This window comes from Stenotrophomonas maltophilia group sp. SKK55 (genome assembly GCF_057179845.1).
On the sequence record NZ_JBXUHP010000003.1, the window covers coordinates 25,256 to 49,501 of the forward strand.

The 24,246-nt window shown below is 66.0% G+C and carries 25 protein-coding genes; 13 read left to right on the plus strand and 12 right to left on the minus strand.

The features are described from left to right. Window positions 1-63: 63 nt before the first annotated feature. Window positions 64-3,888 (minus strand): XVIPCD domain-containing protein, encoded by a 3,825-nt coding sequence (locus AC2A1N_RS01600; RefSeq protein WP_242889761.1) that lies wholly within the window; start codon window positions 3,886-3,888, stop codon window positions 64-66. A 10-nt stretch (window positions 3,889-3,898) separates the two neighbouring features. Then, a complete protein-coding gene (locus tag AC2A1N_RS01605; protein WP_134968234.1) occupies window positions 3,899-4,399 on the minus strand; it encodes a hypothetical protein in 501 nt (166 codons plus the stop codon). A 245-nt stretch (window positions 4,400-4,644) separates the two neighbouring features. Between AC2A1N_RS01605 and AC2A1N_RS01610 the strand changes: the two genes are divergently transcribed. The 7 genes from AC2A1N_RS01610 (at window position 4,645) to AC2A1N_RS01640 (ending at window position 11,025) form a co-directional block, all read left to right on the plus strand. Continuing rightward, entirely contained in the window at window positions 4,645-5,571 is a 927-nt protein-coding gene (locus AC2A1N_RS01610) for an XVIPCD domain-containing protein (protein ID WP_242889759.1), read from the plus strand. Next, on the plus strand, window positions 5,568-6,203 hold the full coding sequence (locus AC2A1N_RS01615) for a hypothetical protein (RefSeq protein WP_242889757.1): 636 nt from the start codon (window positions 5,568-5,570) through the stop codon (window positions 6,201-6,203). The genes AC2A1N_RS01610 and AC2A1N_RS01615 overlap by 4 nt, the downstream gene beginning before the upstream one ends. A 180-nt stretch (window positions 6,204-6,383) precedes the next feature. Beyond that, complete coding sequence (locus AC2A1N_RS01620; protein ID WP_242889755.1) at window positions 6,384-7,217, plus strand: XVIPCD domain-containing protein; 834 nt, start codon at window positions 6,384-6,386, stop codon at window positions 7,215-7,217. Window positions 7,218-7,402: 185 nt separating this feature from the next. Beyond that, window positions 7,403-8,548, plus strand: coding sequence for a YncE family protein (locus AC2A1N_RS01625; RefSeq protein WP_242889753.1), 1,146 nt, complete (start codon window positions 7,403-7,405; stop codon window positions 8,546-8,548). 144 nt (window positions 8,549-8,692) lie between these two features. Continuing rightward, window positions 8,693-9,268: a hypothetical protein gene (locus AC2A1N_RS01630; protein ID WP_484371338.1), complete on the plus strand. Its 576-nt coding sequence runs from the start codon at window positions 8,693-8,695 to the stop codon at window positions 9,266-9,268. Window positions 9,269-9,344: 76 nt separating this feature from the next. After that, the gene (locus AC2A1N_RS01635) at window positions 9,345-9,920 is read left to right on the plus strand and encodes a hypothetical protein (RefSeq protein WP_134709790.1); all 576 of its coding nucleotides are present in this window, start codon (window positions 9,345-9,347) and stop codon (window positions 9,918-9,920) included. Window positions 9,921-9,960: 40 nt separating this feature from the next. Next, window positions 9,961-11,025 carry an XVIPCD domain-containing protein gene (locus AC2A1N_RS01640; protein WP_242889741.1) on the plus strand — a complete coding sequence of 355 codons (1,065 nt, stop codon included), beginning with the start codon at window positions 9,961-9,963 and terminating at the stop codon, window positions 11,023-11,025. Between the two features lie 63 nt (window positions 11,026-11,088). Here AC2A1N_RS01640 and AC2A1N_RS01645 read toward each other — a convergent pair whose 3' ends face one another. Together AC2A1N_RS01645 and AC2A1N_RS01650 are read right to left on the minus strand one after the other, a co-directional pair. After that, window positions 11,089-11,505 carry an XVIPCD domain-containing protein gene (locus AC2A1N_RS01645; protein WP_154350147.1) on the minus strand — a complete coding sequence of 139 codons (417 nt, stop codon included), beginning with the start codon at window positions 11,503-11,505 and terminating at the stop codon, window positions 11,089-11,091. Between the two features lie 75 nt (window positions 11,506-11,580). Next, window positions 11,581-12,060 carry a nuclear transport factor 2 family protein gene (locus tag AC2A1N_RS01650; protein ID WP_242889739.1) on the minus strand — a complete coding sequence of 160 codons (480 nt, stop codon included), beginning with the start codon at window positions 12,058-12,060 and terminating at the stop codon, window positions 11,581-11,583. 227 nt (window positions 12,061-12,287) lie between these two features. Here AC2A1N_RS01650 and AC2A1N_RS01655 point away from each other — a divergent pair, with 227 nt between their 5' ends. Beyond that, entirely contained in the window at window positions 12,288-13,100 is an 813-nt protein-coding gene (locus tag AC2A1N_RS01655; protein ID WP_242889732.1) for an alpha/beta fold hydrolase, read from the plus strand. Between the two features lie 293 nt (window positions 13,101-13,393). Here AC2A1N_RS01655 and AC2A1N_RS01660 read toward each other — a convergent pair whose 3' ends face one another. Then, entirely contained in the window at window positions 13,394-14,074 is a 681-nt protein-coding gene (locus AC2A1N_RS01660) for a hypothetical protein (RefSeq protein WP_242889858.1), read from the minus strand. A 134-nt stretch (window positions 14,075-14,208) separates the two neighbouring features. On the opposite strand from AC2A1N_RS01660, the gene AC2A1N_RS01665 reads away from it, so the two are divergent. Continuing rightward, complete coding sequence (locus AC2A1N_RS01665) at window positions 14,209-14,853, plus strand: hypothetical protein (protein WP_242889724.1); 645 nt, start codon at window positions 14,209-14,211, stop codon at window positions 14,851-14,853. 64 nt (window positions 14,854-14,917) lie between these two features. Then, window positions 14,918-15,886: a polysaccharide deacetylase family protein gene (locus AC2A1N_RS01670; protein ID WP_242889722.1), complete on the plus strand. Its 969-nt coding sequence runs from the start codon at window positions 14,918-14,920 to the stop codon at window positions 15,884-15,886. Window positions 15,887-15,889: 3 nt separating this feature from the next. Here the strand turns inward: AC2A1N_RS01670 and AC2A1N_RS01675 are convergent, their stop codons facing one another. The 3 genes from AC2A1N_RS01675 to AC2A1N_RS01685 all read right to left on the minus strand — a co-directional run bounded on the left by AC2A1N_RS01675 (window position 15,890) and on the right by AC2A1N_RS01685 (window position 17,663). Continuing rightward, window positions 15,890-16,816 (minus strand): class I SAM-dependent methyltransferase, encoded by a 927-nt coding sequence (locus AC2A1N_RS01675; protein ID WP_278252361.1) that lies wholly within the window; start codon window positions 16,814-16,816, stop codon window positions 15,890-15,892. Then, window positions 16,797-17,177 (minus strand): hypothetical protein, encoded by a 381-nt coding sequence (locus tag AC2A1N_RS01680; protein ID WP_242889717.1) that lies wholly within the window; start codon window positions 17,175-17,177, stop codon window positions 16,797-16,799. Before AC2A1N_RS01680 ends, AC2A1N_RS01675 begins: the two co-directional genes overlap by 20 nt. Before the next feature lie 69 nt (window positions 17,178-17,246). Next, window positions 17,247-17,663: a hypothetical protein gene (locus AC2A1N_RS01685; RefSeq protein ID WP_242889715.1), complete on the minus strand. Its 417-nt coding sequence runs from the start codon at window positions 17,661-17,663 to the stop codon at window positions 17,247-17,249. Between the two features lie 90 nt (window positions 17,664-17,753). Here AC2A1N_RS01685 and AC2A1N_RS01690 point away from each other — a divergent pair, with 90 nt between their 5' ends. Then, on the plus strand, window positions 17,754-18,038 hold the full coding sequence (locus AC2A1N_RS01690; protein WP_005415073.1) for a hypothetical protein: 285 nt from the start codon (window positions 17,754-17,756) through the stop codon (window positions 18,036-18,038). 86 nt (window positions 18,039-18,124) lie between these two features. Here AC2A1N_RS01690 and dmeF read toward each other — a convergent pair whose 3' ends face one another. Next, complete coding sequence (gene dmeF / locus AC2A1N_RS01695; protein ID WP_484371344.1) at window positions 18,125-19,087, minus strand: CDF family Co(II)/Ni(II) efflux transporter DmeF; 963 nt, start codon at window positions 19,085-19,087, stop codon at window positions 18,125-18,127. A 50-nt stretch (window positions 19,088-19,137) separates the two neighbouring features. Between dmeF and AC2A1N_RS01700 the strand changes: the two genes are divergently transcribed. Beyond that, a complete protein-coding gene (locus AC2A1N_RS01700; protein ID WP_061478603.1) occupies window positions 19,138-19,422 on the plus strand; it encodes a metal-sensing transcriptional repressor in 285 nt (94 codons plus the stop codon). Between the two features lie 56 nt (window positions 19,423-19,478). Here AC2A1N_RS01700 and AC2A1N_RS01705 read toward each other — a convergent pair whose 3' ends face one another. Beyond that, on the minus strand, window positions 19,479-19,850 hold the full coding sequence (locus AC2A1N_RS01705) for a MerC domain-containing protein (protein WP_242889704.1): 372 nt from the start codon (window positions 19,848-19,850) through the stop codon (window positions 19,479-19,481). A 69-nt stretch (window positions 19,851-19,919) separates the two neighbouring features. Between AC2A1N_RS01705 and AC2A1N_RS01710 the strand changes: the two genes are divergently transcribed. Then, window positions 19,920-21,245, plus strand: a complete 1,326-nt coding sequence (locus tag AC2A1N_RS01710; protein WP_242889702.1) for a GTP-binding protein — start codon at window positions 19,920-19,922, stop codon at window positions 21,243-21,245. A 143-nt stretch (window positions 21,246-21,388) separates the two neighbouring features. Here AC2A1N_RS01710 and AC2A1N_RS01715 read toward each other — a convergent pair whose 3' ends face one another. Beyond that, window positions 21,389-22,996, minus strand: a complete 1,608-nt coding sequence (locus AC2A1N_RS01715) for an ATP-binding cassette domain-containing protein (protein ID WP_154350154.1) — start codon at window positions 22,994-22,996, stop codon at window positions 21,389-21,391. Window positions 22,997-23,259: 263 nt separating this feature from the next. Continuing rightward, a complete protein-coding gene (locus AC2A1N_RS01720; RefSeq protein ID WP_242889700.1) occupies window positions 23,260-24,159 on the minus strand; it encodes a LysR family transcriptional regulator in 900 nt (299 codons plus the stop codon). Window positions 24,160-24,246: the final 87 nt, after the last annotated feature.

A 24,246-nucleotide genomic window follows, 5' to 3' on the forward strand; every position in this document is an offset into this window, starting at 1 on the left:
ATGGGCGATTCCCTTGAATGATCGGAACGACTAAGGAGTCGCAGTGCAATCCGAACGTCGCTCTCATCCCATGCTTGCCGCACGTATCTGGATATCCTGCTGCGCTCGCTCATCCTGCAATAGCTGCTCCTGCTGATTGGCCAATGCGCGCTGCTGCGCCTCCCTGCTGACCGAATCGAACTGCAGCAGTGATTCCTCCACCGGCGTCTGCGCGGCCTCCGCAGTGGGCATGGAGGCGCGCAGATGGGCGGGGTCGCTCGCTTCGCCCTGCACCACGAAAAGGGTATGGCCGGCGGGATGGGTTGCGGTGGCGTTGCTTACGAGCACATGATCAACGCGGGATAGATCATTGTCCTTTGCCAGTACCAGCAGGCTTGCGGTCATTCTCTCGCTTGCCTCATCGAAACTGCGGCCATGCTTGGCGTCCAGCTCCTCCACGCCCTCGCGGATCTGCAGATAGAGCGCGTGATCGGGATGGCTGGGCTGCATTGGATTGCGTTCTGCCAGAGTGGCGAGCTCGGGCTTTACATGTTCGACGAGGTCGCGATCCTCGCTTGAGCGCGAAGAATGGGGCGCTGCCTGATGGGGAGCGTCTCCGCCAACCTCAGCGGCTCTGGGGCCTGCGGCTTCCTGCTCCGAACTGTCCCGGGGCAGTGGTGGTGAGGCTGGGAGATCCAACAGGACTTCCTGCGCACCACTTGGTGCGTGCTCGCTCTCATTGGAACGCGGCAGCGGCTTCTCCGCTTCGCCTTGATTCGCAGCGGCGGTGGGCTGCGCAGGCAATGGGCCGGTAAGTTGCTGTGGCTCAACACTGCCGAGATGCACGGGGGGCTCAATCTTGGGCTCTTGCATCTGAACTGGCTGGGTTGAGGCCGCAATGGTCGCAGCATCTGCCCGCGAGGCATTCTGGGTCGGTCGCGCGTGCTCTACATTCGGTCCTTGCTGCGAAGCACTGTGAGGATTCACCGTCGGCGAGGTCGATACTGATTCGTCCTTCCGAGTGTCTTGCTGGGCGGCATCCTCTGCGCGCTGCGCCGAATCGGCTTGCCGTTCAGAGCGACTCTCGACTCGCTGCCCACTCTCACGCGAGGGACGCGTCTGCTCTGGCTCAACAATCTTAACGGAGGGCGCCGCGATGACAGGAGTGGGCGCCGGAGCGGGCTCGCGAGCGGGTGCAACGGCAGTGCTGGGTGCTGTACCTCGCTGCAGGTCATTGTCGACCTTCAGTGTCTCAACCGGGTCGACCTGCAACCCTCGCGCCTCCAGCACGGCCGCAAACGTTGCATGCTGCGCATCCACCGCCGCGCTGCCTTGGCGGTTGGCCTCCTGCAGCGCCTGTCGGTGTGCGTCCTGCTCGTTGGCGGTCAACGCAGTAATACGCAGCTCGGGTATGTCGGGCGTTGTTGCCTGATCTGCAGGGGCAGCGTCTTGTGCAGCCAGTGATGTTTTGGGCTGAAGCTGCGATTGAGCACGCTCAATGTCTTCAATGGTGGTGGTGCCGGTGAGCACCATCCGGTTTCCGCCCGCGTCACCGAACGTGGCGATGGCACTTTCTGCGCTGGGCGCGTGGGTACGGGGGTCTGGCATCAGTTCCAGAACCACGTCGCCTGTTCTGCCTTGCAAGTTCAGCGTCTTCTCCACCGCGACGGCCGTAGCTGCAAGCTGCTGCTCGGTGCGCTCGATGCCATGGCGCGCGTAGAGCGCATCCACCTGGCCGCGAATACCTTCGGGTGCAATCTGCGCGGTGTCCTTGAGCTGCCTGGCGATGTCGTGCAGCCCGGCGATACCGTCATTCTGGCTTTGCCAGGTGATCTCCAGCTCGTCGCTCAGGTTCCGGTTGGCGGTGTTGTCAAAGATCACGCCCTTGCTGACCCATTGGCCGTCCGCCTGCCGTGTATAGGCATTGCCATCACTCGCCTTCAACGTGTCGGCACTGGCCTGCGCGTCCTGAACGGCATGGGGAACGGATGGATTGTTCGCGTCGCCGAAGTCGCTCCATCGCCCCTGCTCGTGGGCAACCATGTAGCGCGCAGCCATCGCGGCTTTGGTGTTTGATGCGTTCTGGGCGATGACCGTGCGTGACTGTTCATCCAGCGCCTGTGCCTGCTCTGCAGAAACCGGCAGGTGGCGGCTGTTGGGCACCCGCCCATCCACCATTTCCTTGATTTCCAGCTCCCATTGCCCTGAGCTGGCATCGCGTACAAAGGCGCGATCGGTCTCGAAGGCGCCTCGTGCCGGCTCGGCCAAGCCATTGGCGTTCAGCCGGTAGGGATTCTGTGGTGGTGGCGGATTCGACAGACCCAACTCATAAGAGGCCCGAGCCGCCTGCCAGTTCAACTGGCGCTCCAATGTGCCGGTGGCAACGTAGCTGGTGCGGAAGGTGACGTCGTCACCCTGTGCCGTCTGCACCGGGCGGACTTCGACGCCGGTGCCCAGGTCGCTGCTCTGGACCTGCTGCTGTTCACCGGCTCGCAGCCATCGCCCATTGGGGTCGGCCGGGTCGCGTGTCCAGGTGCGCCCCATCGGGTCAACCTGGGAGTAGACGCGTTCGATGTCTTTCTGCTCGGCCCAGCGTTCGCCGAGGTACGCACCCAGGACGCCGCCACCGATACCCGTCGCAATGGCGCCGGGTCCCGTCCACGAGCCCGAAGCGAGGCCGACACCGGCGCCGCCAAGAAAGCCGCCCAGTGCGCCACCGACGTTGCGGCCGACGAAGTGTGCAGCGGTGGAATCTGCGCCTGCGGCATTGCCTTGCGAGTTGAGCTCAATCCACTTGTGCCCGGAGGTGGCGAAGTCGTGCGCAAGCAGTGCGACGCCCGCAACGCCGGCAACCTTGATGGCGGGGTTGATTCCGGCGTGCATGCCATGCGGTGCAACGTCGGCCACTGCTTCGGAAACCGTCGCCGCATGGGGAGGGCCGCGTGGAGCTCCTGGCTGCAGGGGCGCGTGCGATGGTGGTTCGGGAAGGTCAGCGAACAGGCGCGGTCCTGTGCCCAGGCTTGCATGCGCGGCGACCCAGTTCGCGCGCGTGGTCGACATCTCGCTCAGGTTCAACGTGCTGTAATCGTGCAGCGGTCGTTCGAAGAGCGTCTTGCTGACGGCGTCATAGCCGTCGATGGGCTTGAGATGCAGGCGCACCTGCGCGACGTCGACGGGATGCGCGCTGTTGGTGGTGGCATGCTGCGCGAGGCTGCGCTCAAGCGCCTGGTACTCGGCGGCGGACTGGCTTGCGAAGGCCAGCGGTTCTGGGCCGAAGGCGCTTATGGGGTAGCCGTTGATGCGGACGGTGGGGTGGTCGAGGGCGGTGCCTAGTTCAAATTTGTCAAAACCACGCCCGGGCTGGGCATTCTCGACAAATGCCACCAAGGGCTTGCCTGTGGCGATGGCGTTCTCGAAGAACTTGGGACTGCCCGCATTCCACATCATGTCCTGCAGAGCAGCCCTGTAATTTCCACTCCAAGGCTCTGTGCCTTGAGCGTTCATGAAGCGTTCCAGCCCTCGCTCCATGATCTGGAAATCAGGGTGTTTCAGGGGTGCCGTTCTGACCTCCTCGATGAAGGTTCCCCACGGCGTATCGCCAATGATACCGGCCCCCGAATTGATGTCCTTCGCATAATTGACGGCGTTCTCGAAGTTGGACACGCCGTTGCGATCAGTTGCGGAAAAGCCAAGATAGTCCACCCCAGGATTCAGCTCAGGAGGAAACGTCTGCATCCTTGATCTGATGTACTCAGCGTAGCTCGTAACTCCGTCCGGCCCGGATTCGGAGGATTTCAGATACGCAATGATCTCCTGCTTCTGCTGTGCCGATAGTGGGCTGCCATCGGAAGTGTTCTTGGCACCGCCTAAGGTAGCGAGGGCGAAGTCGTCAAATACAAATTTGGACATGACGACTTCCTCATTCCGCACGAACTGGATTGAACGCGTCGGCTAGAACAACGCGCACATCGCCATGGGGGGGGGGCAAGTCCTTCGTGACGATACCGTTGCGGGCAAGTGCCTCATTTGTTGTGACGGCCACGTATCGCACGGCATATCTCGTGCTGCTGTGATCCATGTTCGCCAGCACCAAACCCCGCGAGAGGGAGTGCAGGAAGGCGAGGTCGTCATCTGAGTTGTTCAACTTCCGCTTGAAGCCAAGGATGGACTTCAGGACCCAGTCGCGGCCAAGGTCGAGAGTGAAAACGCGTTCGGGGCCATTCTGAGTTTCAATCAACTGCTCGGTCCCAAATAGCCCGAGTCCATCGACCCTCTGGCCATTGAGATAGAGCAGATACTGATACTCCGTATGGCTCGGATCTTCTGGGGGGCTCGCAGGCAGGACCCGTGGCGCGGTGATGGTAACGCCACGTTGACGATCGACTGCAGAGCCAGGTTGACGCTCGAATGCTAGCGGCATGATTGATCCTTCAATGATTACTGGTCTCGAGCGATGGGCTCCGGAGATTCCATTGCATCCCTGAGTGGACTATACGACCCTCGATGTAGCTGCTCTATGCGACCCAATCCCAATTCTTCCGTATTGTTGCGTCGTTCACACATTCAGCAAGCTGATCCCGTCACTTAGGCCACCTCCACCTGCCGCCCATCCCACCTATGCCATCATCCAGCCAGGACCGCAGTACCTATCAAGGCTGAACAGGCATGGAGCAGGCAACACGCTACACCGTAACCCTTTATCTGGCCGCGCCCGGCACCCCGCTGAAAAGTGGGGGCATCTCGCCGCGGGGCCATATGTACCTGCAGGTCGCTGCGGGCGACGAGACGCACAGCTATGGCTTCGCACCACCGCACCTGGCACCAGGCGAAACCCGCACCGGCGTGCAGTACGCACAGGTGCGCCACGACGATGCCGACGAGCATCTGGACCCGTACTACAGCCGCACCCTGGAAATCACCGAGGAGCACTACGGCTGCCTGCGTGATTTCGCCGAGGAACCCGCCGAGTTCGAATTCGATGTGGATCGCCCGGCCACCATCAACCGCTGCAGCGACTTCGTTTGGGCGGCCCTGCACTACGCCGGGCTGCATCCGCTGCCGGCGCCGCTGGATGGCAGCAGCAACCTGGGCGAGTTCGCGGTGCTGTTCAACCTGCCGGAGATCCAGTGCATTGCGGCGCCGTTCCCGGGCAGCGACCTGAATGCCGAAACCCACCACGCGATGCCCGAGCGCGAGGCCGAGCATCATCGCCAGGGCGACCGCGCCAGCGATGAGCCGCCGCCGACGCCGATTGAAGTGGCCGGCACGCTGTTGGACCCTTCGCATCCGGACCATCGCCTGTTCTCGCAGCTGATCCAGAAAGTGGCCGAGCTGGACGCGGCGCACGGCCGCCCGTTCGATGCGGCCAGCCAGCGCATCAGCGCCAGCCTGCTGGTGCTGGCCAAGCAGAACAATCTCTCGCGCGTGGACCATGTGCTGCTCAGCCAGCCGACCCAGAACAGCCATGCCGCCGAGAGCATCTTCATCGTGCAGGGCGACCGCAACGATCCGGGGCACCGCCGCGCCAGCATCGCCACCGAGGTGGCGGCCAAGACCGATGTGGCCGATTCGCTGCGGTTGAAGGAGCAATGACGCGTCCAGTTCGGCGGGGGCTGGTGGTACTGGCGGTGCTGGCCGCGCTGGCGGCATGCCGTGCGTCACCAGCGCCAGAGGTTGCGCCGCCCCTGCTGACGCGCGCTCAGGCCGAGGCGCGCACGGTTGTGCCGCTCACGCGGGCCGTGCAGTTGCAGAAGGCCGGCCGGATTGCCGAGGTCACGTTTGATTTGCCGGCGCCCCAGAAGCCGGCCATTCCGATCCTGAACATCGGGTTGCGGCTGCAGGATACCGATGGGCGCTCGTTGCTGGACGCGTGGGAGAAGATCAGGCTGGGAAAGCCACCCACGCGATTGCGCCTGGAGCGGATTGATGGCGGCGCACTTGGTCCTGTACAGCTATGGCAGAGCACTCCTGACGGGCGCGACTCACAGAGAATTCCAGAAGATGAGGTTGTGCGATATCTGGCTGATACAAGCTTGGATGACAACGCACTGATTGAGGCCGGTTTGCACTCGGATGAGATGCTGTATCAGGTGCTTCAGTTCGCGCAGGTCGGTTGGCTGGAGCCGGGCCGGTATCGGTTGACAGTCGACCTGATGGAGGACCGCCCGCAGCTGGAAGGACTCCAAGCCGAACTTATTGTTGGATATCAATCGCTAGGGAAGTAAGACATGAGCAAGGAAGCAGAGCGCTATACGGTCACGATTCATCTCGCCGCACCGGGCACGCCGAGAGTCGATGTGGGCGACGCGGGCCAGAAGAGATTGTTGGATCCGTCATTTGCCGGGCACATGTTTCTTTCGCTGGCGCGATCAAATGACCCGGTACCCGTGAGCAGGGGATTCACGATGGGGAGCGACCGTGCGAATCCCTCGCTGGGCAAAGTCGATGACACGGATCTGCGGGTCTACGACAAGCCCCGCTTCGAGCGCACGATCGAGATCAGCAAGGCGCAGTACGACCGCATCCTCGAGTTCTCCGCGGACCCGAAGAAGCACGGCTTCGACATGAACTACGACTTCTTCTCCAACGCGTGCACCGATTTCGCATGGGGTGCCCTGAACCACGCTGGGCTGCGCCCGGTCGGGCTGGCCGGGGAGATCACCAACTACGAGGGCGCTACCAGGGTCCTGGACAACATCCGCGCGGTCAACGCCATTCCGCAGCAGGTGAAGGGCAGCGAACTGGACAAGGTGCAGTGGAACCCGATGCCGAAGCAGACCTTCCGCGAGTGGATGTTCACCGAGAACGGCGAGCAGTGGCGCGGCAACAGCACCCTCGCGGCAAGCGGCACGCCCGCAGACCCGGCGCACGACGATCATGCCCGCCTCAACCAGATCCACCAGCAGGTGGCCGACCTCGGCGCTTTCGGGGCGCGCAACGGCAATGTCAGTGCCAGCCTGCTCGCGTTGTCGAAGGAGCAGCAGTTCTCGCGCGTGGACGAGGTGGTGCTGGGCGAGCAGCGCGGTGATACCGCACCGCAGCTGTTCATCGTGCAGGGGGACCGCAGTGACCCGGCACACCAGCGCGCCAGCATGCCGGCGGAGGTGGCTGCGCAGGCACCTGTGGAGGCCTCGTTCGATCGCGTCGCGCAGTTGCAGCAGAACGAGCCGCAGCGAGACGCGCAGCGCCTGCAGGAGGAGCAGCAGCTTCAGCAGAGCCACGGTCCACGGATGGCATAGCGGCAGGCGCAGCATCGAGGTCGAGCGTTGGCCATACGCGCGCCGGCGCACGCCACGCCCCCCACCTGCTACCATTCCCCCGCAACCCCAGCCAGCCCACCCCGCGCAGACAGATGCGGGGCGGGCCGTCGAAGTACGGCCCAGCGAGCCAGGACACCTTCCCGTGCCCATTCAAGGACGCTCGCATGTTCCGTACTCCTCTCTTCCGCTCGGCCGCCCTGGCCGTTGCCGTTTCGCTCAGCCTCGGCGTGCCCTCCGCGTTCGCCGACAACGCGCCCGCCGCCAGTGCCACCACCGCCGTGCAGCGCCAGGCCGTGGCCAAGGGCCTGTACGAGCTGGCCTACAGCCCGAAGCAGAACGCCGTGTTCGTGGCCTCGTCCGGCGGTTTCGGCGATGACGCCGGCCCGGCCCAGGTGCTGCGCCTGAACCCGGCCACGCTGGCCGTGGAAAACCGCATCCCGCTGGAGCGCAAGGCGTTCGGCGTGGTGCTGGATGACGCCCACGACCGCCTGTACGTGGGCAACACCGTGGACCTGTCGGTGACCGTGGTCGACACCGCGCAGAACAGGGCCGTCGGCACCATCCAGCTGATGGAGAAGAAGACCGGCAAGGACGGCAAGGCCGCCTACACCCACGATCTGCGCGAGCTGGTGGTCGACAGCGCGGCCAACCGCCTGTACGTGACCGGCCACAGCAGCCAGCCGGACGTGAGCAGCGTGCTGTTCGTGATCGATACCACCACGCTGAAGGTGATCAACACCATTGATGGCCTGGGCAATGCCAAGGCACCGGGCCTGGCGCTGGATGCGGCCAACAAGCGCGTCTACACCAGCAACCTGCTGGCCGGGCTGGTGGTGGTGGACACCGATTCGAACAAGGTGGTGGCGCAGCACAGGATCGCGGCCGAGCAGCCGATGAACATCGCACTGGACCCGGCCGGCAAGCGCCTGTTCGTGACCGATCAGGGCTCGGAATTCCTGCGTGGCTATCAGGCCAAGAGCAGCGGCCTGGTCAGCAAGCACCCGGGCCAGCGCGTGCTGGTGCTCGACCGCGGCACCGGCAAGGAACTGGCCAGCATCCCGACCGATGCCGGCCCGCTGGGCATCCTGCTGGATGCACCGCGCAAGCGCCTGTACGTGACCAACCGCGAAGCCGGTACCGTGACCGCCTACAACAGTGACAGCTACCAGAAGGTGGCCACCTACACCGTGCCGACCCACCCGAACAGCCTGGCGCTGGATGCGAAGAACAACGTGCTGTTCGTGAGCATCAAGAACGGCGATAAGGATGACAAGGGCGCTGACGAGAGCGTGGCGCGCATCCAGCTGTAAGGCGAAGACGCCGGGCTACGCCCGGTGGTTTTCCGCGTGAAGAAGGCGGGGTGCAGGCCCTGCCTTTTTCTTTGCCTGGTTGCAGTGCCCAGCGCCAACCCGCTAGGGTTGAAGCCCATGGCAGGGAGCCAAAGGATCTGAATCATGCTGGGTAATCACCGCCGGTTGCGGGCCGGCCTGTTGATCATGTTGAGCGCTGTGCTGGGCGCCTGCTCCGGCCGTGATCCTGTCCCACCCGAGCCACTGGACCTGGCCAAGCCGATCGCCGTGGATCAGCCAGGTCAAGGGGTGAGTTTCGAGTTCGAGATGAACGCGCGAAATTACATCCTACATCGCACCTACGCCGTGGAGCTGGAATTGCAGCGCCAAGAGGCGCGCAAGCCCGACGAGCCTGACGTGGGCACAATGAGGATCCCGTTCGAGGTAACCCTGCAGCAATGGGGCGCTGATGCCTGGAAAGATGTTCCCACCTACGACAGCTACCAGGCGGGGGCACTCAACGCGGGAGAGCCGCTTCCGGAATGGCATGCGTCCAGCGAATGGCGGTATACGTCGCCGCACATGGGCAGTGACGGCCAGTACACGCTGAGCCTGATTGCTCTGCCAGTGGAGATTGACTCCCGCTACCGTGTGGACGTGCGTACGGTGCAGAGGACAGAGGCACTGCAGGGCTACTCGGCCCGTTTTCGGATCCATGCCGCCCGACCCGCTGGAAAGTAATCAATCGCCTGGTTGCGACGCCGTTGGTCACCCGCTAGGGTTGAAGCCTATGGCAGGGAGCCAAAGGATCTGAATCATGCTGGGTATCCACCGCTGGCTGCGCGCCGGCCTGGTCTTCACGCTGGCGGGCGCACTCGGCGCCTGTAGCAGCCGCGTACCGGATGCGCCGGAGCCGCTGGATCTGGTCAAGCCGATCGACGTGGCCGGGTCCGGCCAAGCGGTGCGGTTCGAGTTCGAGACGAATGCCCGCAACTTCTATCCGGGTCGTCCCTATGTGCTGGATCTTGAGGTGCAGCGACATGGACCCGGGCCCGACAGTGAGCCAGACATGGACAATGTTCATGTTCCCTTCCAGCTGTCCCTGCAGCGCTGGGTCGCAGGTGCCTGGCAGGACGTTGCAACGTCTGATGTCTATCAGGCAAGGGCGCGCAATCTGGGTGAGCCGCTCCCCGAATGGCATGAGTCGGCAGACTGGCGCTACGCGCAGCAGGTATCGATGGACGCCAGTCGATACAGGTTGAGCATCGTCACGCTGCCGATGGAAACGGGTGCCCGCTACCGCCTGGATGTGCGCACGGTGCAGCCCACCGCTGCGCTCCAGCATCACCCGGCGCAGCTGCGGGTTCATGCCGACCCACTCTCTGGAAAATAGACGTCATCCCACTGCTGGAAGGAACTGAAGGATTTTTCTTATGGATAAGCCGCGCTACACCGTAGAAATCGTCATTGCCGCACCTGGTACGCCGTTGGTGGACGAGAGAGGTGTACAGAAAGTTGTGGACGGGGTTCCGCAGACATCCGGGCCCGGGCACATGTTCTACGTGCTCCATGGGCCGGACAAGACCACGCGGAGTTTCGGCTTCGCGCCTACCGAGCATGGAAGCATGAACGGGCCGGGCGAGGTCATGAAGACCGATGCGGCCGAGTACAGGAACCCGCATTACAGCCGCACGCTCGAGATCAGCGATCAACAGTACAGAAAGCTTGAGGCGTTCGGTGCGCACCCGGATAAGTACGGCTTCGATCTTCAATACAAGGACGTGCGCAACAACTGCGTGGACTTCACCTGGGAAGCCTTGAACCACGCAGGCATCCAGCGGAAAAGCAGCATCGACGTGAACGCGTTGGGAGGTCCCGCCGGGCAGCTTCTTCCGGATGTTCGCATTCCTCTTGATATCAAGGGTGCAGGCAAGGATGCGTTCAGGCCACTGCGCAACATCCATGGCGTGGACAGCATTGATCCGCCGTACCCGGACAGCGAGCTCAATCAGCGGCAAACCAACCCCATGCCGGAGCGCAGTTTCAAGCAACACATGCTGAGTGACGCTGAAGGCATGGGCGAACGAAGCGGTGATCGTCTGGCCCGGCACGGTAACGATCCGCTGCTCTCGCAGATCCACCGGGGCGTGGCCCGGCTTGATGCAGAGCGGGGCCGCAGCTTCGATGCCACCAGCGAGAACATCAGCGCCAGCCTGTACGCCCTGGCCAAGTCAAACGGACTGACCCGGGTCGACCACGTGCTGTTGAGCGATCGTACTGCGCAGGCCGACGCTGCGCAGAACATCTTCATCGTGCAGGGCGAGCGCAACGACCCGGCACAGCTGCGCGCCGGCATGCCTACGGCGGTGGCCGCGCAGACACCGTCGGAAACATCGTTCGAGCGCGCCGAGCAGTTGTCCCAGTCTGCGCAGGTGCGCACGCAGGACGCGTTGCAGCAGCGCCAGGTGCAGGAGCAGTCCGGGCCGCGCATGGTCTAAGGTGGCAAGTACCACGGCGAGCCGGCGTCCACGCGCTGGGCCGCCAACAACAGTGGCGGCGGCTCAGCCCAGACGGTGTGCCGGGTTCTGCTGCTGCTCCTGCTCACGGGCCTGCTGTTCGGGCACCACTCCAACGGCCTGCTGCTGCACACCCAACCCCAACTTCTGCATCGACTGCTCCACCGGCGTCTGCGCCGCCACTGCGGTCGGCATCATCGCGCGCAGGTGCGCCGGATTGGCCGGGTCGCCCTGCACCACGAAGATGTTGTGTCCGGCCGGGTGCTGGGCCGTGGCGTTGCTGACCAGCACGTGGTCGACCTGCTGCAGGCCCTGTTCGCGGGCGAGCACGGTCAGGCTGGCGGTCAGGCGTTCGCTGGTCTGGTCGAACGGACGTCCATGCTGGGCGTCCAGTGCGGCCACGCCCTGGCGGACCTGCTGGTTGAGGCCGTAGTCGGGGTGGTTGGGGGTGATCTCTGCCATGGCGATCGAACGGTAGCGGTGGGTCGGGGTGAACCCCGCCAGTATAGATCCGGCCGGTGAAGGGCGCCGGAAAGGTCAGTCCGCCGGCCGATGGTCATAGCTGATCACCCGTTCGGCCAGCCAGTGCCCGTCCACGCGGCGCCAGACCTGGATGAAGCGGGCCTGGCCGGTCCAGCGTTCCACGCCGTCCTTGCCGCGCTCGTAAAAGCGGTGGTCGCCGATTTCGAGCGCCCGCTCATCGTGCAGCGGAAACACCTGCAGCGAAGATTCCACGAGCTCGCGGCGCAGCTGCCAGCCACCCTCGCGCGCGCTGCTGCACAGGTTGGCCACGCTGTGGCGGAAATCCTCGCGGCTGCTGGCCGACTTGCCATCCTTGTCATGGAAGAACTCCATGTCGTCGGTCGTCATCGCCGCGGCCTTGTCGGCATCGCAGGCCTCGAAGGCCGCAGCGAACAGCTGGGTATCGGCCTGGCGGATCTGCACGCGCAGGGTGTCGGCGGGCGCTGGCGCGACAACGAGGCCGGCGGCCAGCAGGGGCAGGGTGGGCAGCAGCATGGCGAGGCTCCAGGGAGGGTTCACGCAGGCTCGCATGGCGTTTGGGCCACTGCAGCCGGCTTCCGACGAAACGGCCCTGCCACGGAATGAATGCCCATATTGGCGGCCCGGTTCCAGCCTAGAGGCCGTTGCCTGTGCAGGGGATGTCATGAGCGACCGGGATTCCCTCACAGCCGCCACAGGTGACGACCACTAGCCTGAAATCCTTCCCTTCCACAGGAGCGCCCATGCCTGCTTCCCGCATCCGCCTGCACGTTGAAGACACGGGTGGCGATGGCCGCCCGGTCATCCTGATCCACGGCTGGCCGCTGTCCGCCGATGCCTGGAAGACGCAGGTGGCGATCCTGCGCGACGCCCAGTATCGGGTGATCAGCTACGACCGGCGTGGCTTTGGCCGCTCTGACAAGCCGGCCGAAGGTTATGACTACGACACGCTGGCGGCGGACCTGGCGGGGCTGATCGAGGAGCATGACCTGCGCGACGTCACCCTGGTCGGTTTCTCGATGGGCGGCGGCGAGGTGGCGCGCTACGTGGCCAACCATGGCCAGAATCGACTGCACAGTGTGGTGTTCGCTGCGGCCGTGCCGCCGTTCCTGCTGCGCAGTGACGACAATCCGGAAGGTCCACTGACCCAGGCCAAGGCCGATGAAATGCGCAGCGGATTGGAGAAGGACCGCGAAGCGTTCTTCGATGGCTTCACCCGCGACTTCTTCAGCGCCAACGGCCAGCTGATGGTCACCGAGGAGACGCGCCAGGCGGCGATCGCGCTGTGCCATCAATCCGACCAGGCGGCGGCGCTGGGCTGCATGAAGGCGTTCGCCACGACCGATTTCCGGGATGACCTGAAGAAGATCACGGTGCCGACCTTGATCCTGCACGGCGACAGTGACGCCATCGTGCCGTTCGAGGGCTCTGGCCAGCGTACCCACAAGGCCATCAAGGGCAGCGAAGTGGTGATCCTGGAGGGGGCGCCGCACGGCTGCAACACCAGCCACGCCGACCGCTTCAATCTGGCGCTGCTGAACTTCCTGAAGCGGTAAGCTGCGGCGATGCGCGAGCCAAAGACACCCCCGTGGAAAAAGCCCAGGCCCAAAGGGCAGACGTCGCAACCGCTGTCGGATGCGCAGAAGGCGGCGGCACGGCAACGTGCCGAGGAGAACGGGCGGCGGTATCCGAACCTGGTGGACAACATGTGGGCGGCGAAGCTGCCGCGTGGGTCGTGATTCACAACCTGGGTGTGGGCTTGATGTAGAGCCGAGCCGATGCTCGGCTGGCGCGCGCAGCGCGTGCCATCCGGGGAAGGGGCAAAGGGCAGCGGAGCATGGGCTCTCCTCTAAGGGCCGGGCAGTGGCCGCCAGCCCGACTCCCTCCACGGCGCAACGTCGCGTTGCTGTACGTCAATGGCCTCGATTGGCAACCCGGCCAGCCGTGCCAATTCTGCGCGCAGCATTTCAGCATCTACCGGTCGCGCGATGGCCACCTGCAGGCGATCACCCTGCAGCCGTACCTGCACGGGTACGACCGCATGGGCTTCATGCTCGCCGCCGGTGCGAGCGATCGGATAGCGCATCGCTACGGGCCTTCCCAGGTGTGCCAGTACGGGGCGCCATGCCTGCAGCACGACAGGCTGTGCTGCTGCGGGAACCCGCACCTCGATGATCGTTCCCGGGTAGCCCATGACATTGCCCACCATCACCTGGAAGCGTGCGCCATCGGGGGTGGCGACCACAGTGGCGGCCAGCACGCCTAGCGACAGGACAGCTGCGGCGAGGCGCCAACTGCGCGGCGCGGCGGCGGCGCGGGTCGCCGTGCGCAGCCGCGGCTTGCGCCGCAGCTTGCGCGCGTAGATGCGCCGATCCTTCCTGCGCGGGCTGCTGCTGTTCGCTGGCAGGTGCAACGGGACGCGTGGCAGCCGGGCGACGCGCGCGTCGATCAGGCGCGCGAGCAGCCACCACGCGAGCACGAATGCCAGCAGGGGCAGCAGCGTTCGTACGATCAGGTACAGCATCACCATCGGGAACACCAAGGAAAATTCGCATTCAAACAGCCGTGCCATCGTAACGGCGCTGCATGGTGTGTGTCGCATCCGCCAGCCGACACGTGCGAAGCGCTTGGTTAGGATGGCTCTTTGCTGTCATGGATGAACCGATGAGCGCCGCCACCTCCCAAATCCGCCGCATCTGTGGGCAGGGGCCGATCCTGTTGATGCTGCAGTGGGTCGCGCTGCTGTCTGTGGTACTGGCTGCCGGCTTCTTCCATTACCGTGTGGAGCTGTTGCTGGAGCCGGTGACGGTGGCCTGTGGCGGCCCGGACGCGCACGCGCGATTGAAGGTTGCCGAACAGGTGATGGCGCGTGCGGGCGCACTGGATGACTGGCAACCCCTGGGCTGGATTCCATGGGCAGGCGTGGTGCTGGCGTTGCTGGGGGCCATGGCGGTGTGCGCAAGCCGTGCGCTGTGGCTGCGCGATCGGCTGCGCACGGCGAACGTGGCGCTTATGGTGCTGCACGGTGGTGCACTGGCTTTGGCCGGATGGGTCCTGCACCTGTACGAGAATGCGTGGAGCAATGTGGCGCGGCTGTCACCCACGGCGTGCCTGGTGGAGCTGGTGTCGGAGGGTGATGTACCGCTGGAGCAGGCGCAGCGCGTGGTGTTCCACATCCTGACGCGCGTGAACGCGCCACTGCTGCGCAATCCGGATGATCTGGCGCTGGTGTTGACGGTGCTGTTGTTGGCCGCGATGGCCGGCGGCGTTGCCCTGTGGCGCGCGATCGCGTGGGCCCGGGAGGGCTGAGCACGCTCGGCGGCGCGCGGCAATCGCGCTACAGTCGACGCCTCGCCACTCCAGGGAAGACCCGATGCGCTTGTTGCTGCGTGCGTTGCCGTTGTTGCTGTGTTCGCTGGCCGTACACGCCGCCGAGGTGGACCGTCGTATCGCGGTGACCATCGATGATCTGCCATGGGCACGGCTGGACCAGATCGTGCCGCCGGATCTGCAGGCCCGGCACGAAGCATTGATGGCCCAGCTGCGCGAGGCCGGCGTGCCGGTGGTGGGCTTCGTCAACGAGAACAAGCTTGAGGTGAATGGACAGGTGCAGCCGGCGCGGGTGCAGATGCTGCGCGACTGGCGCGATGCGGGCTATGTGCTGGGCAACCACACGTACTCGCACATGGATCTGAATGCGAAGGGCGTGGCGGCGTTCCAACAGGATTTCCTGCGCGGCGAGACGGTGCTGCGACCGCTGCTGGCCGAGAAGGGACAGGCGCCACAGTGGATGCGCCACCCCTACCTGCGCGCCGGGCGCACTACGGATGAGCGCATGCAGATGGATGCGTTCTTCCAGCAGCATGGCTACCGCGTGGCGCCGGTGACGGTGGACAACGGGGAATGGGTGTGGGCGTTCGCCTATGCCAACGTGATGAACGAGCAGGCGGATTCGCCTGCACGCGAAGCGACGCTGGCGCAGCTGCGCAAGGGCTACGTGCCGTACATGCTGAACAAGCTGGACTACTACGAGAAGCAGTCGCAGGCGCTGCTGGGGTACGCGCTGCCGCAGGTGTGGCTGATGCACGCCAATGAGCTCAACGCGGCGACCTTTGCCGAACTGGTGGCGGCCACGAAGCGCCGCGGCTATCGCTTCATTTCACTGGACGAAGCGATGCGTGACCCGGCGTATGCGCGGGGTGCCGAAGGCTACAACGGCCGCTATGGCCCGAGCTGGCTGCATCGCTGGGCGATGGCGGAGAACAAGCCGAAGGACTTCTACGCCGGCGAACCCGAGGTGCCGGCGTGGGTGATGAAGCTGGCCAAGGTCGACTCGGAGTGAGGCTCAGCGCTTGACGGCCAGCACGCCGTCCAGCGCCAGTTCGGCCTTGAAACCGGCCTTTTCCAGGCGCTTGGCCACTTCACGCGGCACGTCGCGGCCGCTGGTCAGCTTGTTCGGCGCGCCGGTGTAATGGAACAGGCGACCGCCCTTGCGGATGACGCGGGCGAGGTGGTCATAGAACACCTGGGAGTACAGCTCGCCGGCGATGCCAAAGCGCGGCGGGTCGTGCAGGATCGCGTCGACACTGTTGCTGGCCACCTGTTCGATCTGCTGCGAGACGTCACCGTGGCTGAACTGCAGGCGGCCACCGGCGGCAGCAGAGTCTGGATCCGGCGACCACGGGTTGAGCGTGCGCAGCCACATCACATCGGCGTTCTTCTCGAACGAACGGATCTGGCCGACACCGGCCTCCAGCGCGCAGGCGGCGAAGTAACCGAGGCCACCGCAGGTATCGAGGATGACCTTGCCGGCCGGGGCGACCAGCTCCACCTTGCGGCGCGCATCCTCGAACGGCGACAGCTTGGAGGTCGGCAGCATCTTGATGCCGTCGATCTCGAAGGTCGGTGCGCCCCATTCGGTCGGCACCAGCTTGATCAGCGAGCCGCTGTAGCGCGAGATCGGCGCGAATTCCTCGCCATCCCAGTAGTACAGCGTGCGGTCCTTCAGCTTGCCCGGCCACGGGTAGGGCTGGCCCCGGAAGTGGAAGCTGTCCGCATCCAGCGCCACGCTGTCCTGGCTGCGGCCGAGGTCGAGCGAGCCCTGCCAGTCGGCGGCGCCCTTGTCATGGGCACGGCGCAGGGTGTCGGCGCTGTCGCGGGTCAGCAGGGGGCCGGTGTAATGGGGCACGGTGGGTACCGGGGCGGTTCGGGGGAGGGCATGGTACCGCAGCTGTTGTAGAGCCAAGCCGATGTCAAAGTAGATCCACGCCATGCGTGGATGCAGGTGGCGAGGCGTCGAGCGTGGGCCCGACGCTACCGCTGGTACAGCTATAGCCGTGCGTGGCCCCTTCTCCGGCAATCATGCCGATCCCGCGTGAAGGTTGCATGCCCTGCCGCGCGCACGATCGACGATGGACCTCCTGGGTTTGCGGTGGCTGCCGATCGAAGTCGTAGCGCATGCGGCCGTCCTCCTGCAGCAGCCAGTGCACGGTGACGCGCTCTTTCGTGCCATCGCCGAGGTCCCAATCCAGAGTGCGCATTATCAGGATCTGGCCATCGGGCAGTTCCCGGACTTCGTCATAGGCACCCTGGGTCTTCAGGGCGCTCACCGCAAGCAGCAGGAACAGCAGCATCCGCATCGATCCTCAAAGAAGACAGGATGTTCCCACTCCGCTCCAGGCAGCTATCAGAATCGTTGCGGATTACGGGCACTTCACCGCATACACCGGCCCGGCCCCGATCAGCATCAACGCCATGTAGTCGCTGTCGCTGGCCTTGCCCTTCAGCGTCGCGCCCTTGTTGAAGTGGAAGATGCCGAAGCCACCGGCCATGCGGATCAACGCGCTGTCGATCTGCTCGGCGTCATCGCGGAAGTAGCGGCTGATCTCGCTGCGGGTGGCCTTGTGCAGCGCATTGGGCTCGCGCTGCCACTGGTCGCCGCGGCTGAAGGAGACGAAGTACTGGCCGCCTTCCTTGTCGATGCGGAAGGCGGCCGGCTTGCGCGCGCCGGTGGCGAAGCAGCCCTGCAACGGGTCGGCGCTGAAAGGAAGCCCGGCGTCACCACTGCAGGCGGTGAGCAGGAGGAGGGCACCGGGCAGCAGCAGGCGGAGCGTGCGCATGGGATGTCCCTACAGGGCAGGTGCGGCTAGTGTAGGCGGCATGCGGGCGTGGCCCGTACAGAAATTCGGCAAGGACACAGGGGTTTTCGGATGGCGCAGGGCAAGGCACCGTGGTGCGGCGTGGCCAGTTGGCTGGGCATTGCAGTGGGGTGGGGGGCAGGCACCGTGGCGGCACAGGCGGCGGTCGCTGCGGGTGGCAATGGCATGGCCGCAGGGCTGGGCGTGGGCGTGCTGGGTGCGGCGCTGGTGGGTGGCGGCCTGGCCGTAGCCTCGCGCGTGCGCGGTGAGCGCTGGCCATGGATCGGCATCGGCGGTGCAGTGCTGAGTGCGCTGCCGCTGCTGATGTACCTGCTGCGGATGATGCTGAAGCTCTGACTGTAGAGCCGAGCCCGTGCTCGGCTGATGGCCTGCGACAGCCGAGCATGGCTCGGCTCTACAGATTCGACCGCAGTCGCGCAGGATCAGCTACGGTGGATCTCCACCGTTACGTGCACCAGCTCTTCATGGATCGCCAGCGCGTTGCGCACGGTATCGGCATCCAGCGTGGCGTCACTGGTGACCACGCTGGCGCTGACCGCGTACTTGCCGCGACCCACCTGCCAGACGTGCAGGTCGGCCAGGCGCGCCGGCCACGGGCCCTGTTCGATCACTTCGCGTACTTCGGCCACCACCGGCGCGTCCATCTGCGCGTCGAGCAGGATGCGGCCGCTGTCGCGCAGCAGGCCGATCGCCCACACCGTGACCAGCACGGCGCCGACCAGGCCCATCACCGGGTCCAGCCAGGTCAGGCCCAGCAGCTTGCCGCCGAGCAGGGCGATGATGGCCAGCACCGAGGTGGCGGCGTCGGCCAGCACGTGGACGTAGGCCGAGCGCATGTTGAGGTCGTGACCGTGCGCATGGGTGTGATCGTGGTCGTGGTCGTGGTCGTGGTCGTGGTCGTGGCCGTGGTGGTGATGCGCGTGGCCCGGGCTGTCGTGCAGCCACCAGGCGCACAGCAGGTTCACGCCCAGCCCGACCGCAGCGATGGCGATGGCTTCGTTGTAGTGGATCGGCGCCGGTACCCACAGCCGCTCCAGCGATTGCACCGCCATCAGCGCGGCGACGCCAAGCAGGGCGATGGCGCTGGTATAGCCGGCCAGGATCTCGATCTTCCAGGTGCCGAAGGCGAAGCGCGGGTCGTGCGCGTAGCGGCGCGCGCAGCGGTAGGCGAACACTGCCAGGCCCAGCGCGAGTGCGTGCGAACTCATGTGCCAGCCGTCGGCGAGCACGGCCATGGAGTTGAACCACCAGCCGCCGACAATTTCCACCAGCATCATGCTGACGGTGAGCCACAGGGCGCGGCGGGTATTGCGTTCGGCTAGTGGGTTGCCGTCGTCGAAGCGGTGTTCGTGGCGACGGGCGGCGGCGAGGGCATCCAGGTGCATGGGAAGACCAGAGGGTGGAAGGATACCCCCATAGGGTATACGATGCGCCCATGGCCCATGTACACACGAATCGAAAGCAGCTGCTGACCCGGGTACGCCGGATCGGCGGCCAGGTGGCGGCGTTGGAGCAGGCGCTGGACAGGCCGGAAGGTGAGGTCGGCGACTGTGCGGACGTGCTGGTGCAGGTTGCTGCGGTGCGCGGCGCCGCCCACAGCCTGCTGATGGAGTTGCTGCACGAGCACCTGCAGGAACATGTGGTCGGCGCCGACGACCCGCAGCAGCGGGCGGCCGAGGCCGAAGTGCTGGTCGAACTGCTGCGCCGCTACGGCAAATAGCAAGGGTAGTGCCGGCCGTCCGCGGTGTTCATGGGGTTGCCGGCCAGCGGCCGGCACTACCCGTGCCGGTGCCGCGCGTTCCAGATATGCGTGGCGGCCAGCAGCAGGCTGCCGATGACCGTCATCGGTGTCTCCCAGTCGTGCGAGGGCAGCGCCAACGCGCCGGCCAGCAGCAGGCCGAGCCCCGCGCCGGCGGTGGCCCAGGCCAGCACCGGCAATGGATGGCGGCGCTCGGCACGCCACAGCGCGTAGCCGGTCAACGGCAGGGCGATGGCCACGAACAGCAGGTGGACCCATTCCGTTTCGGCCCAGCTGCCGAACAGCGGCAGCGCGGCGGCAAGCAGGGGCAGCGCCAGGCAGTGCAGCAGGCACAGGCTGGACAGGGCGACCGCGCCGACATCGAGCAGGGCGGCAGACGGCGACTTCATCGGGGGACGCTCCTTGCGCAGATATTGTTATACAGTAACATTTCCGTTCCGCAGCCAACCCGCTCCGACATGAACACTGTTTCCCGTGCCGACCGTCGCCTCCCGGTCACCGTGCTGTCCGGCTTCCTCGGGGCCGGCAAGACCACCCTGCTCAACCAGATCCTGCGCAACCGCGCCGGCCTGCGTGTGGCGGTCATCGTCAACGACATGAGCGAGGTCAACATCGACGCGCAGCTGGTGCGCGCCGGCGGCGCCGAACTGCGCCGCACCGAAGAGACGCTGGTGGAGTTCAGCAATGGCTGCATCTGCTGCACGCTGCGCGATGACCTGCTGCAGGAAGTGCGGCGCCTGGCCGACGCCGGTCGCTATGACTACCTGTTGATCGAGTCGACCGGCATCGGTGAGCCGATGCCGGTGGCGGCCACGTTCGCGGTGCGCGACGAGCAGGGCTTCAGCCTGAGTGACATCGCGCGCCTGGACACGATGGTGACGGTGGTGGATGGCAGCGCGTTTCTCGCCGACTTCGGCTCGACGTTGCGCCTGGCCGAGCGCGGCCAGCAGGCCGGGCCGGATGACGACCGCGGCGTGGTCGACCTGCTGCGCGAGCAGGTCGAGTTCGCCGACGTGATCGTGGTCAGCAAGGTCGACCAGGTGGATGACGAAGTGCTGCAGGACACGCTGGCCGTGCTGCGCGGCCTGAACCGCGACGCGAAGCTGCTGCTGTCCCGCTTCGGTGACGTGCCACTGGCCGAGCTGCTGGACACCGGCCGCTTCGACTACGAGCGTGCGCAACGTGCGCCGGGCTGGGTGAAGGAACTGCGTGGCGAGCATACGCCGGAGACCGAAGAGTACGGCATCGCCAGTTTCGTCTACCGCTCGCGGCGACCGTTCCATCCCGCGCGCTTCGCCCGCGCGCTGCAGTCGGGGATGCCCGGCGTGATCCGCAGCAAGGGCTGGTTCTGGCTGGCCAACCGGATGGACTGGGTGGGTGAGCTGAACACCGTGGGTGCCGCGACGCGGACGCAGGCGGCGGGGTTCTGGTACGCCGCGCGTGATCGCGTGCGGGCTGGGCTGGAGGACACCGCGCCACTGCTGCCGCCCACGCCGCTGCCGTACAGCGACCTGGGCTGGGCGCGGCAGCAGGCCGACTGCTGGAGCGCACCGTTGCCGGGTCTGGAAGACTTCCCGGATGCGGCCGCGCATTCGGCGATGCAGCGGCTGTGGCACCCGCTGTGGGGCGACCGCCGCCAGGAGCTGGTGGTGATTGGCGTGCACATGGATGAGCGCGCGGTGCGTGCGGAGCTGGACGCGTGCCTGCTCAACGACCAGGAACTGCGTGCGGGGCCGCTGCTGTGGCAACAGCTGCCGCAGGCGTTCCCGGTGTGGAAGCGGTGACGGTGCACTGAGGATCCATGGGTTGCCGGCCAGCGGCCGGCACTACCCCTGGTCGATAGGCCATGCATGCATCCACGCATGGCCTATCCTGTAGAGCCGAGCCCATGCTCGGCTGCTGCAGCAGGTCCACGCATGGCGTGGATCTACAAGGCGTCACGCCACTGCCACCCCCCGGTGCCCACCTGCAGCACGTGGGTCGGCCGCAATGCCTGCAGCAGGTGCCGGTCGTGGCTGACCATCAGCAGCGCGCCCGGCCATGCCGCCAGCAGTTCTTCCAGTGCCTGCAACGCGCTCAGATCCAGCGCGTTGCCCGGCTCGTCCAGCAGCAACAGCTGCGGTGCGGGATCGGCATACAGCACGCTGGCCAGCGCGCCTTTCACCCGTTCACCATCGCTGAGGCTGTGGGCTGCGCGCTGGATGCGCTGTGCGTCCAGCCCGAGCAGGGCCAGTCGTGTTCGCAGTTCGCTGGGGTCGGCACGCGGGTTGGCGGCCTGCACGGTGTCAAGGATGCTGCACTGGCCGGACAACCCCAGCAGCTGCTGGTCGAGCAGCGCCAGAGGTGCATGGCGCTGCACGATGCCGCTGCGTGCAGGCAGCTGGCCGGCCAGCACGCGCAGGAGCGTGGACTTGCCACTGCCGTTGTCCCCGACCACGGCGATGCGCTGGCCGCGGCGGATCTCCAATTGCAACGGTGCACTGCAACCCTGCGGCAGCACCAGCGACTCCGCCTGCAGCAGACGTGCGTTGCCGCGTTCACCGTCACCGGCGAACAGCGCCAGCTCCGGCGCGGCGTGAACTGCCGAAGCCGCTGCGCGCAGCTGGTCGGCGCTGGCCTGCAGACGATCGGCCTGTACCTGTTGCGCGCGCCCGCGGCTGGCCTCTGCACGCTGTTTCTGCCGGCCAAGCAGGATCGGTGCCTGGTTGGCCTGCTTCGCATCGCGATTGCCACGTGCCTGGCGCTGCAGCTGGCGTTCGTGCTGCTCGCGCGCGCTGCGCTGTTGCTGCCGGTGCTGGGCGCGGGCGTGGTCGAGCTGTGCGGCGGCCGCTTCGCGTTCGGCGGCCCGCGCGTCGGCGTAGTGCTGCCACGGGCCGCCATAGCGATGCAGCCCGCGCGCGTCGAGCTCGACGATCTGCTGCATCTGCGCCAGCAGCTCGCGATCATGGCTGATCACCAGCAGGCCGCCGCGCCACTGCTGCAACCGTTCGTACAACTGTTGGCGATGGCGGCCATCGAGGTGGTTGCTGGGTTCGTCCAGGATCAGCCAATCGGCGCCGCTGGCCCAGGCGCCGGACAGCGCCACCTGCATGGCCTGGCCGCCACTGAGACGCGCGGCGGGTTGGGCGGGATCGAGATCGTCGGGCAGGCGGAGCGCCTGCCATTGCTGCTGCAGGCGCTCGCGCAGATCCCAATGGTCGCCGACGCAGGCGAAGTCGGCCTCATCCACGCTGCCGGCTTCGATGCGTTGCAGTGCGGCCAGTTCCGCGCCGACGCCGGCCAGTTCACCGACCGTGCCGGCGGGTGGATAGCCGGGCGTCGGCAACAGGAACACGCGGCCGCTGCTGCGCACCTGCCCGTTCTCTGGTCGCACCCGACCGGCCAGCAGGCGTGCGAGCACGCTCTTGCCGGTGCCATTGGCACCGACCAGGCCGGTGGCGACCGGATCGAAGGAAAACGACAGATCGGAAAACAGCGGGCGGCCGTCGGCCAGCCGATACGACACGCGATCGAGCGTGAGGGAATGTGTGGTCATGCGACCTCCATGGATGCCGGGTTCTCCCCTGCGCGCAGGGGCGGGAAGAGTCAGGCCGTCTGTTGGGAAGACGGCGGCATCAATGGCGCATTGGTCGCGAGCCTCTGGGAGGAATGAGCGGGCAGTATAGCGGCAGTGGCTGAATGGTCAGGTGTGCGGCCGCCGGGCATGGCCCGGCGCTACCGATGGTCGGGCGGTTCTGTAGAGCCGAGCCGATGCTCGGCTTCCTCTCGCCGCGAGACGCATCCACGCATGGCGTGGATCTACGGCACGGTGTCCAGGCGGGCGCCGACGAAGTCGATGAACACCCGCAGCTTCGGCAATACGTGTCGGCCCGACGGCCACAGCAGGTGGAAGGTGCCGCAGGAGTGCACATGATCCTCCAGCACAGTGACCAGGCGGCCGCCGGCCAGCGCATCGCGCACCGAGTGCACCGGCACGAAGGCCAGGCCGACATCGCGCAGCGCCAGCGCCACCCGCGCCTCGATGGTGTTGGCCACCATGTGCACCGGCAGCTCCTGCGGTGTTTCGTGGTCGGGCCAGTGGATCGGCCACGGCTCCAGCTTGCCGGTGCTGGGGAAGCGATAGTGCAGCAACGTGTGCTGCAGCAGGTCGGCCGGCGTGCGTGGAACGCCGCGACGCTGCAGGTAGCCCGGCGAGGCGACGACACGCCGCGGGAACACCCCCAGCCGGCGCGCGTTCATCCGCGAGTCGCTGGGTTCGCCAACGCGCAGCACCGCATCGAAACCTTCCTCGATGACATCGACCAGCCGGTCGCTGAAATCCAGGTCGAGGCGGATGTCCGGATACGCGGCCATGAATTCGGCCATCAACGGCAGGGTGAGGTCGCCTACCAGTGGCAGGCTGATCCGCAGCGTGCCGCTCGGTGCAGCGTGCGGTTGCGCCAGTTCGGTGCGCGCGGCATCGCGTTCGTCGAGGATGCGCCGGCAGCGCACCAGGAACAGCTGGCCCTCGGCGGTGAGGGTGATGCTGCGCGTGCTGCGGTGGAACAGGCGCACGCCCAGTGCGTGCTCCAGCCGCGCAACGCATTTGCCTGCGGCCGATGCCGAGATGCCCTGCAGGCGCCCGGTCTCGACGAAGCTGCGGGTGTCGGCGGCGTGGACGAAGGTCTGCAGGTTGGCGAGGTTGTCCAGGACTGACATGGGCGTACCGGCAATGAAAACGGCAGGGTAGGGGCGGGTGATCGCGGCACGCGGCGCGGCCGTCGCAACACTGTGGTGCGGGGCCTC

Excerpts from the sequence above, each read along its gene's own strand:
- AC2A1N_RS01705 (WP_242889704.1), bottom strand. The coding sequence starts at position 19,850 with ATGAAGTCGCCGTCTGCCGCCCTGCTCGATGTCGGCGCGGTCGCCCTG.
- AC2A1N_RS01660 (WP_242889858.1), bottom strand. The coding sequence starts at position 14,074 with ATGGTGATGCTGTACCTGATCGTACGAACGCTGCTGCCCCTGCTGGCA.
- AC2A1N_RS01720 (WP_242889700.1), bottom strand. The coding sequence starts at position 24,159 with ATGTCAGTCCTGGACAACCTCGCCAACCTGCAGACCTTCGTCCACGCC.
- dmeF (WP_484371344.1), bottom strand. The coding sequence starts at position 19,087 with ATGCACCTGGATGCCCTCGCCGCCGCCCGTCGCCACGAACACCGCTTC.
- AC2A1N_RS01700 (WP_061478603.1), top strand. The coding sequence starts at position 19,138 with ATGGCCCATGTACACACGAATCGAAAGCAGCTGCTGACCCGGGTACGC.
- AC2A1N_RS01620 (WP_242889755.1), top strand. The coding sequence starts at position 6,384 with ATGGGGAGCGACCGTGCGAATCCCTCGCTGGGCAAAGTCGATGACACG.
- AC2A1N_RS01605 (WP_134968234.1), bottom strand. The coding sequence starts at position 4,399 with ATGCCGCTAGCATTCGAGCGTCAACCTGGCTCTGCAGTCGATCGTCAA.
- AC2A1N_RS01640 (WP_242889741.1), top strand. The coding sequence starts at position 9,961 with ATGGATAAGCCGCGCTACACCGTAGAAATCGTCATTGCCGCACCTGGT.
- AC2A1N_RS01685 (WP_242889715.1), bottom strand. The coding sequence starts at position 17,663 with ATGCGCACGCTCCGCCTGCTGCTGCCCGGTGCCCTCCTCCTGCTCACC.
- AC2A1N_RS01600 (WP_242889761.1), bottom strand. The coding sequence starts at position 3,888 with ATGTCCAAATTTGTATTTGACGACTTCGCCCTCGCTACCTTAGGCGGT.
- AC2A1N_RS01690 (WP_005415073.1), top strand. The coding sequence starts at position 17,754 with ATGGCGCAGGGCAAGGCACCGTGGTGCGGCGTGGCCAGTTGGCTGGGC.
- AC2A1N_RS01625 (WP_242889753.1), top strand. The coding sequence starts at position 7,403 with ATGTTCCGTACTCCTCTCTTCCGCTCGGCCGCCCTGGCCGTTGCCGTT.
- AC2A1N_RS01630 (WP_484371338.1), top strand. The coding sequence starts at position 8,693 with ATGCTGGGTAATCACCGCCGGTTGCGGGCCGGCCTGTTGATCATGTTG.
- AC2A1N_RS01665 (WP_242889724.1), top strand. The coding sequence starts at position 14,209 with ATGAGCGCCGCCACCTCCCAAATCCGCCGCATCTGTGGGCAGGGGCCG.
- AC2A1N_RS01710 (WP_242889702.1), top strand. The coding sequence starts at position 19,920 with ATGAACACTGTTTCCCGTGCCGACCGTCGCCTCCCGGTCACCGTGCTG.
- AC2A1N_RS01610 (WP_242889759.1), top strand. The coding sequence starts at position 4,645 with ATGGAGCAGGCAACACGCTACACCGTAACCCTTTATCTGGCCGCGCCC.
- AC2A1N_RS01650 (WP_242889739.1), bottom strand. The coding sequence starts at position 12,060 with ATGCTGCTGCCCACCCTGCCCCTGCTGGCCGCCGGCCTCGTTGTCGCG.
- AC2A1N_RS01615 (WP_242889757.1), top strand. The coding sequence starts at position 5,568 with ATGACGCGTCCAGTTCGGCGGGGGCTGGTGGTACTGGCGGTGCTGGCC.
- AC2A1N_RS01715 (WP_154350154.1), bottom strand. The coding sequence starts at position 22,996 with ATGACCACACATTCCCTCACGCTCGATCGCGTGTCGTATCGGCTGGCC.
- AC2A1N_RS01635 (WP_134709790.1), top strand. The coding sequence starts at position 9,345 with ATGCTGGGTATCCACCGCTGGCTGCGCGCCGGCCTGGTCTTCACGCTG.
- AC2A1N_RS01645 (WP_154350147.1), bottom strand. The coding sequence starts at position 11,505 with ATGGCAGAGATCACCCCCAACCACCCCGACTACGGCCTCAACCAGCAG.
- AC2A1N_RS01655 (WP_242889732.1), top strand. The coding sequence starts at position 12,288 with ATGCCTGCTTCCCGCATCCGCCTGCACGTTGAAGACACGGGTGGCGAT.
- AC2A1N_RS01680 (WP_242889717.1), bottom strand. The coding sequence starts at position 17,177 with ATGCTGCTGTTCCTGCTGCTTGCGGTGAGCGCCCTGAAGACCCAGGGT.
- AC2A1N_RS01675 (WP_278252361.1), bottom strand. The coding sequence starts at position 16,816 with ATGGCGTGGATCTACTTTGACATCGGCTTGGCTCTACAACAGCTGCGG.
- AC2A1N_RS01670 (WP_242889722.1), top strand. The coding sequence starts at position 14,918 with ATGCGCTTGTTGCTGCGTGCGTTGCCGTTGTTGCTGTGTTCGCTGGCC.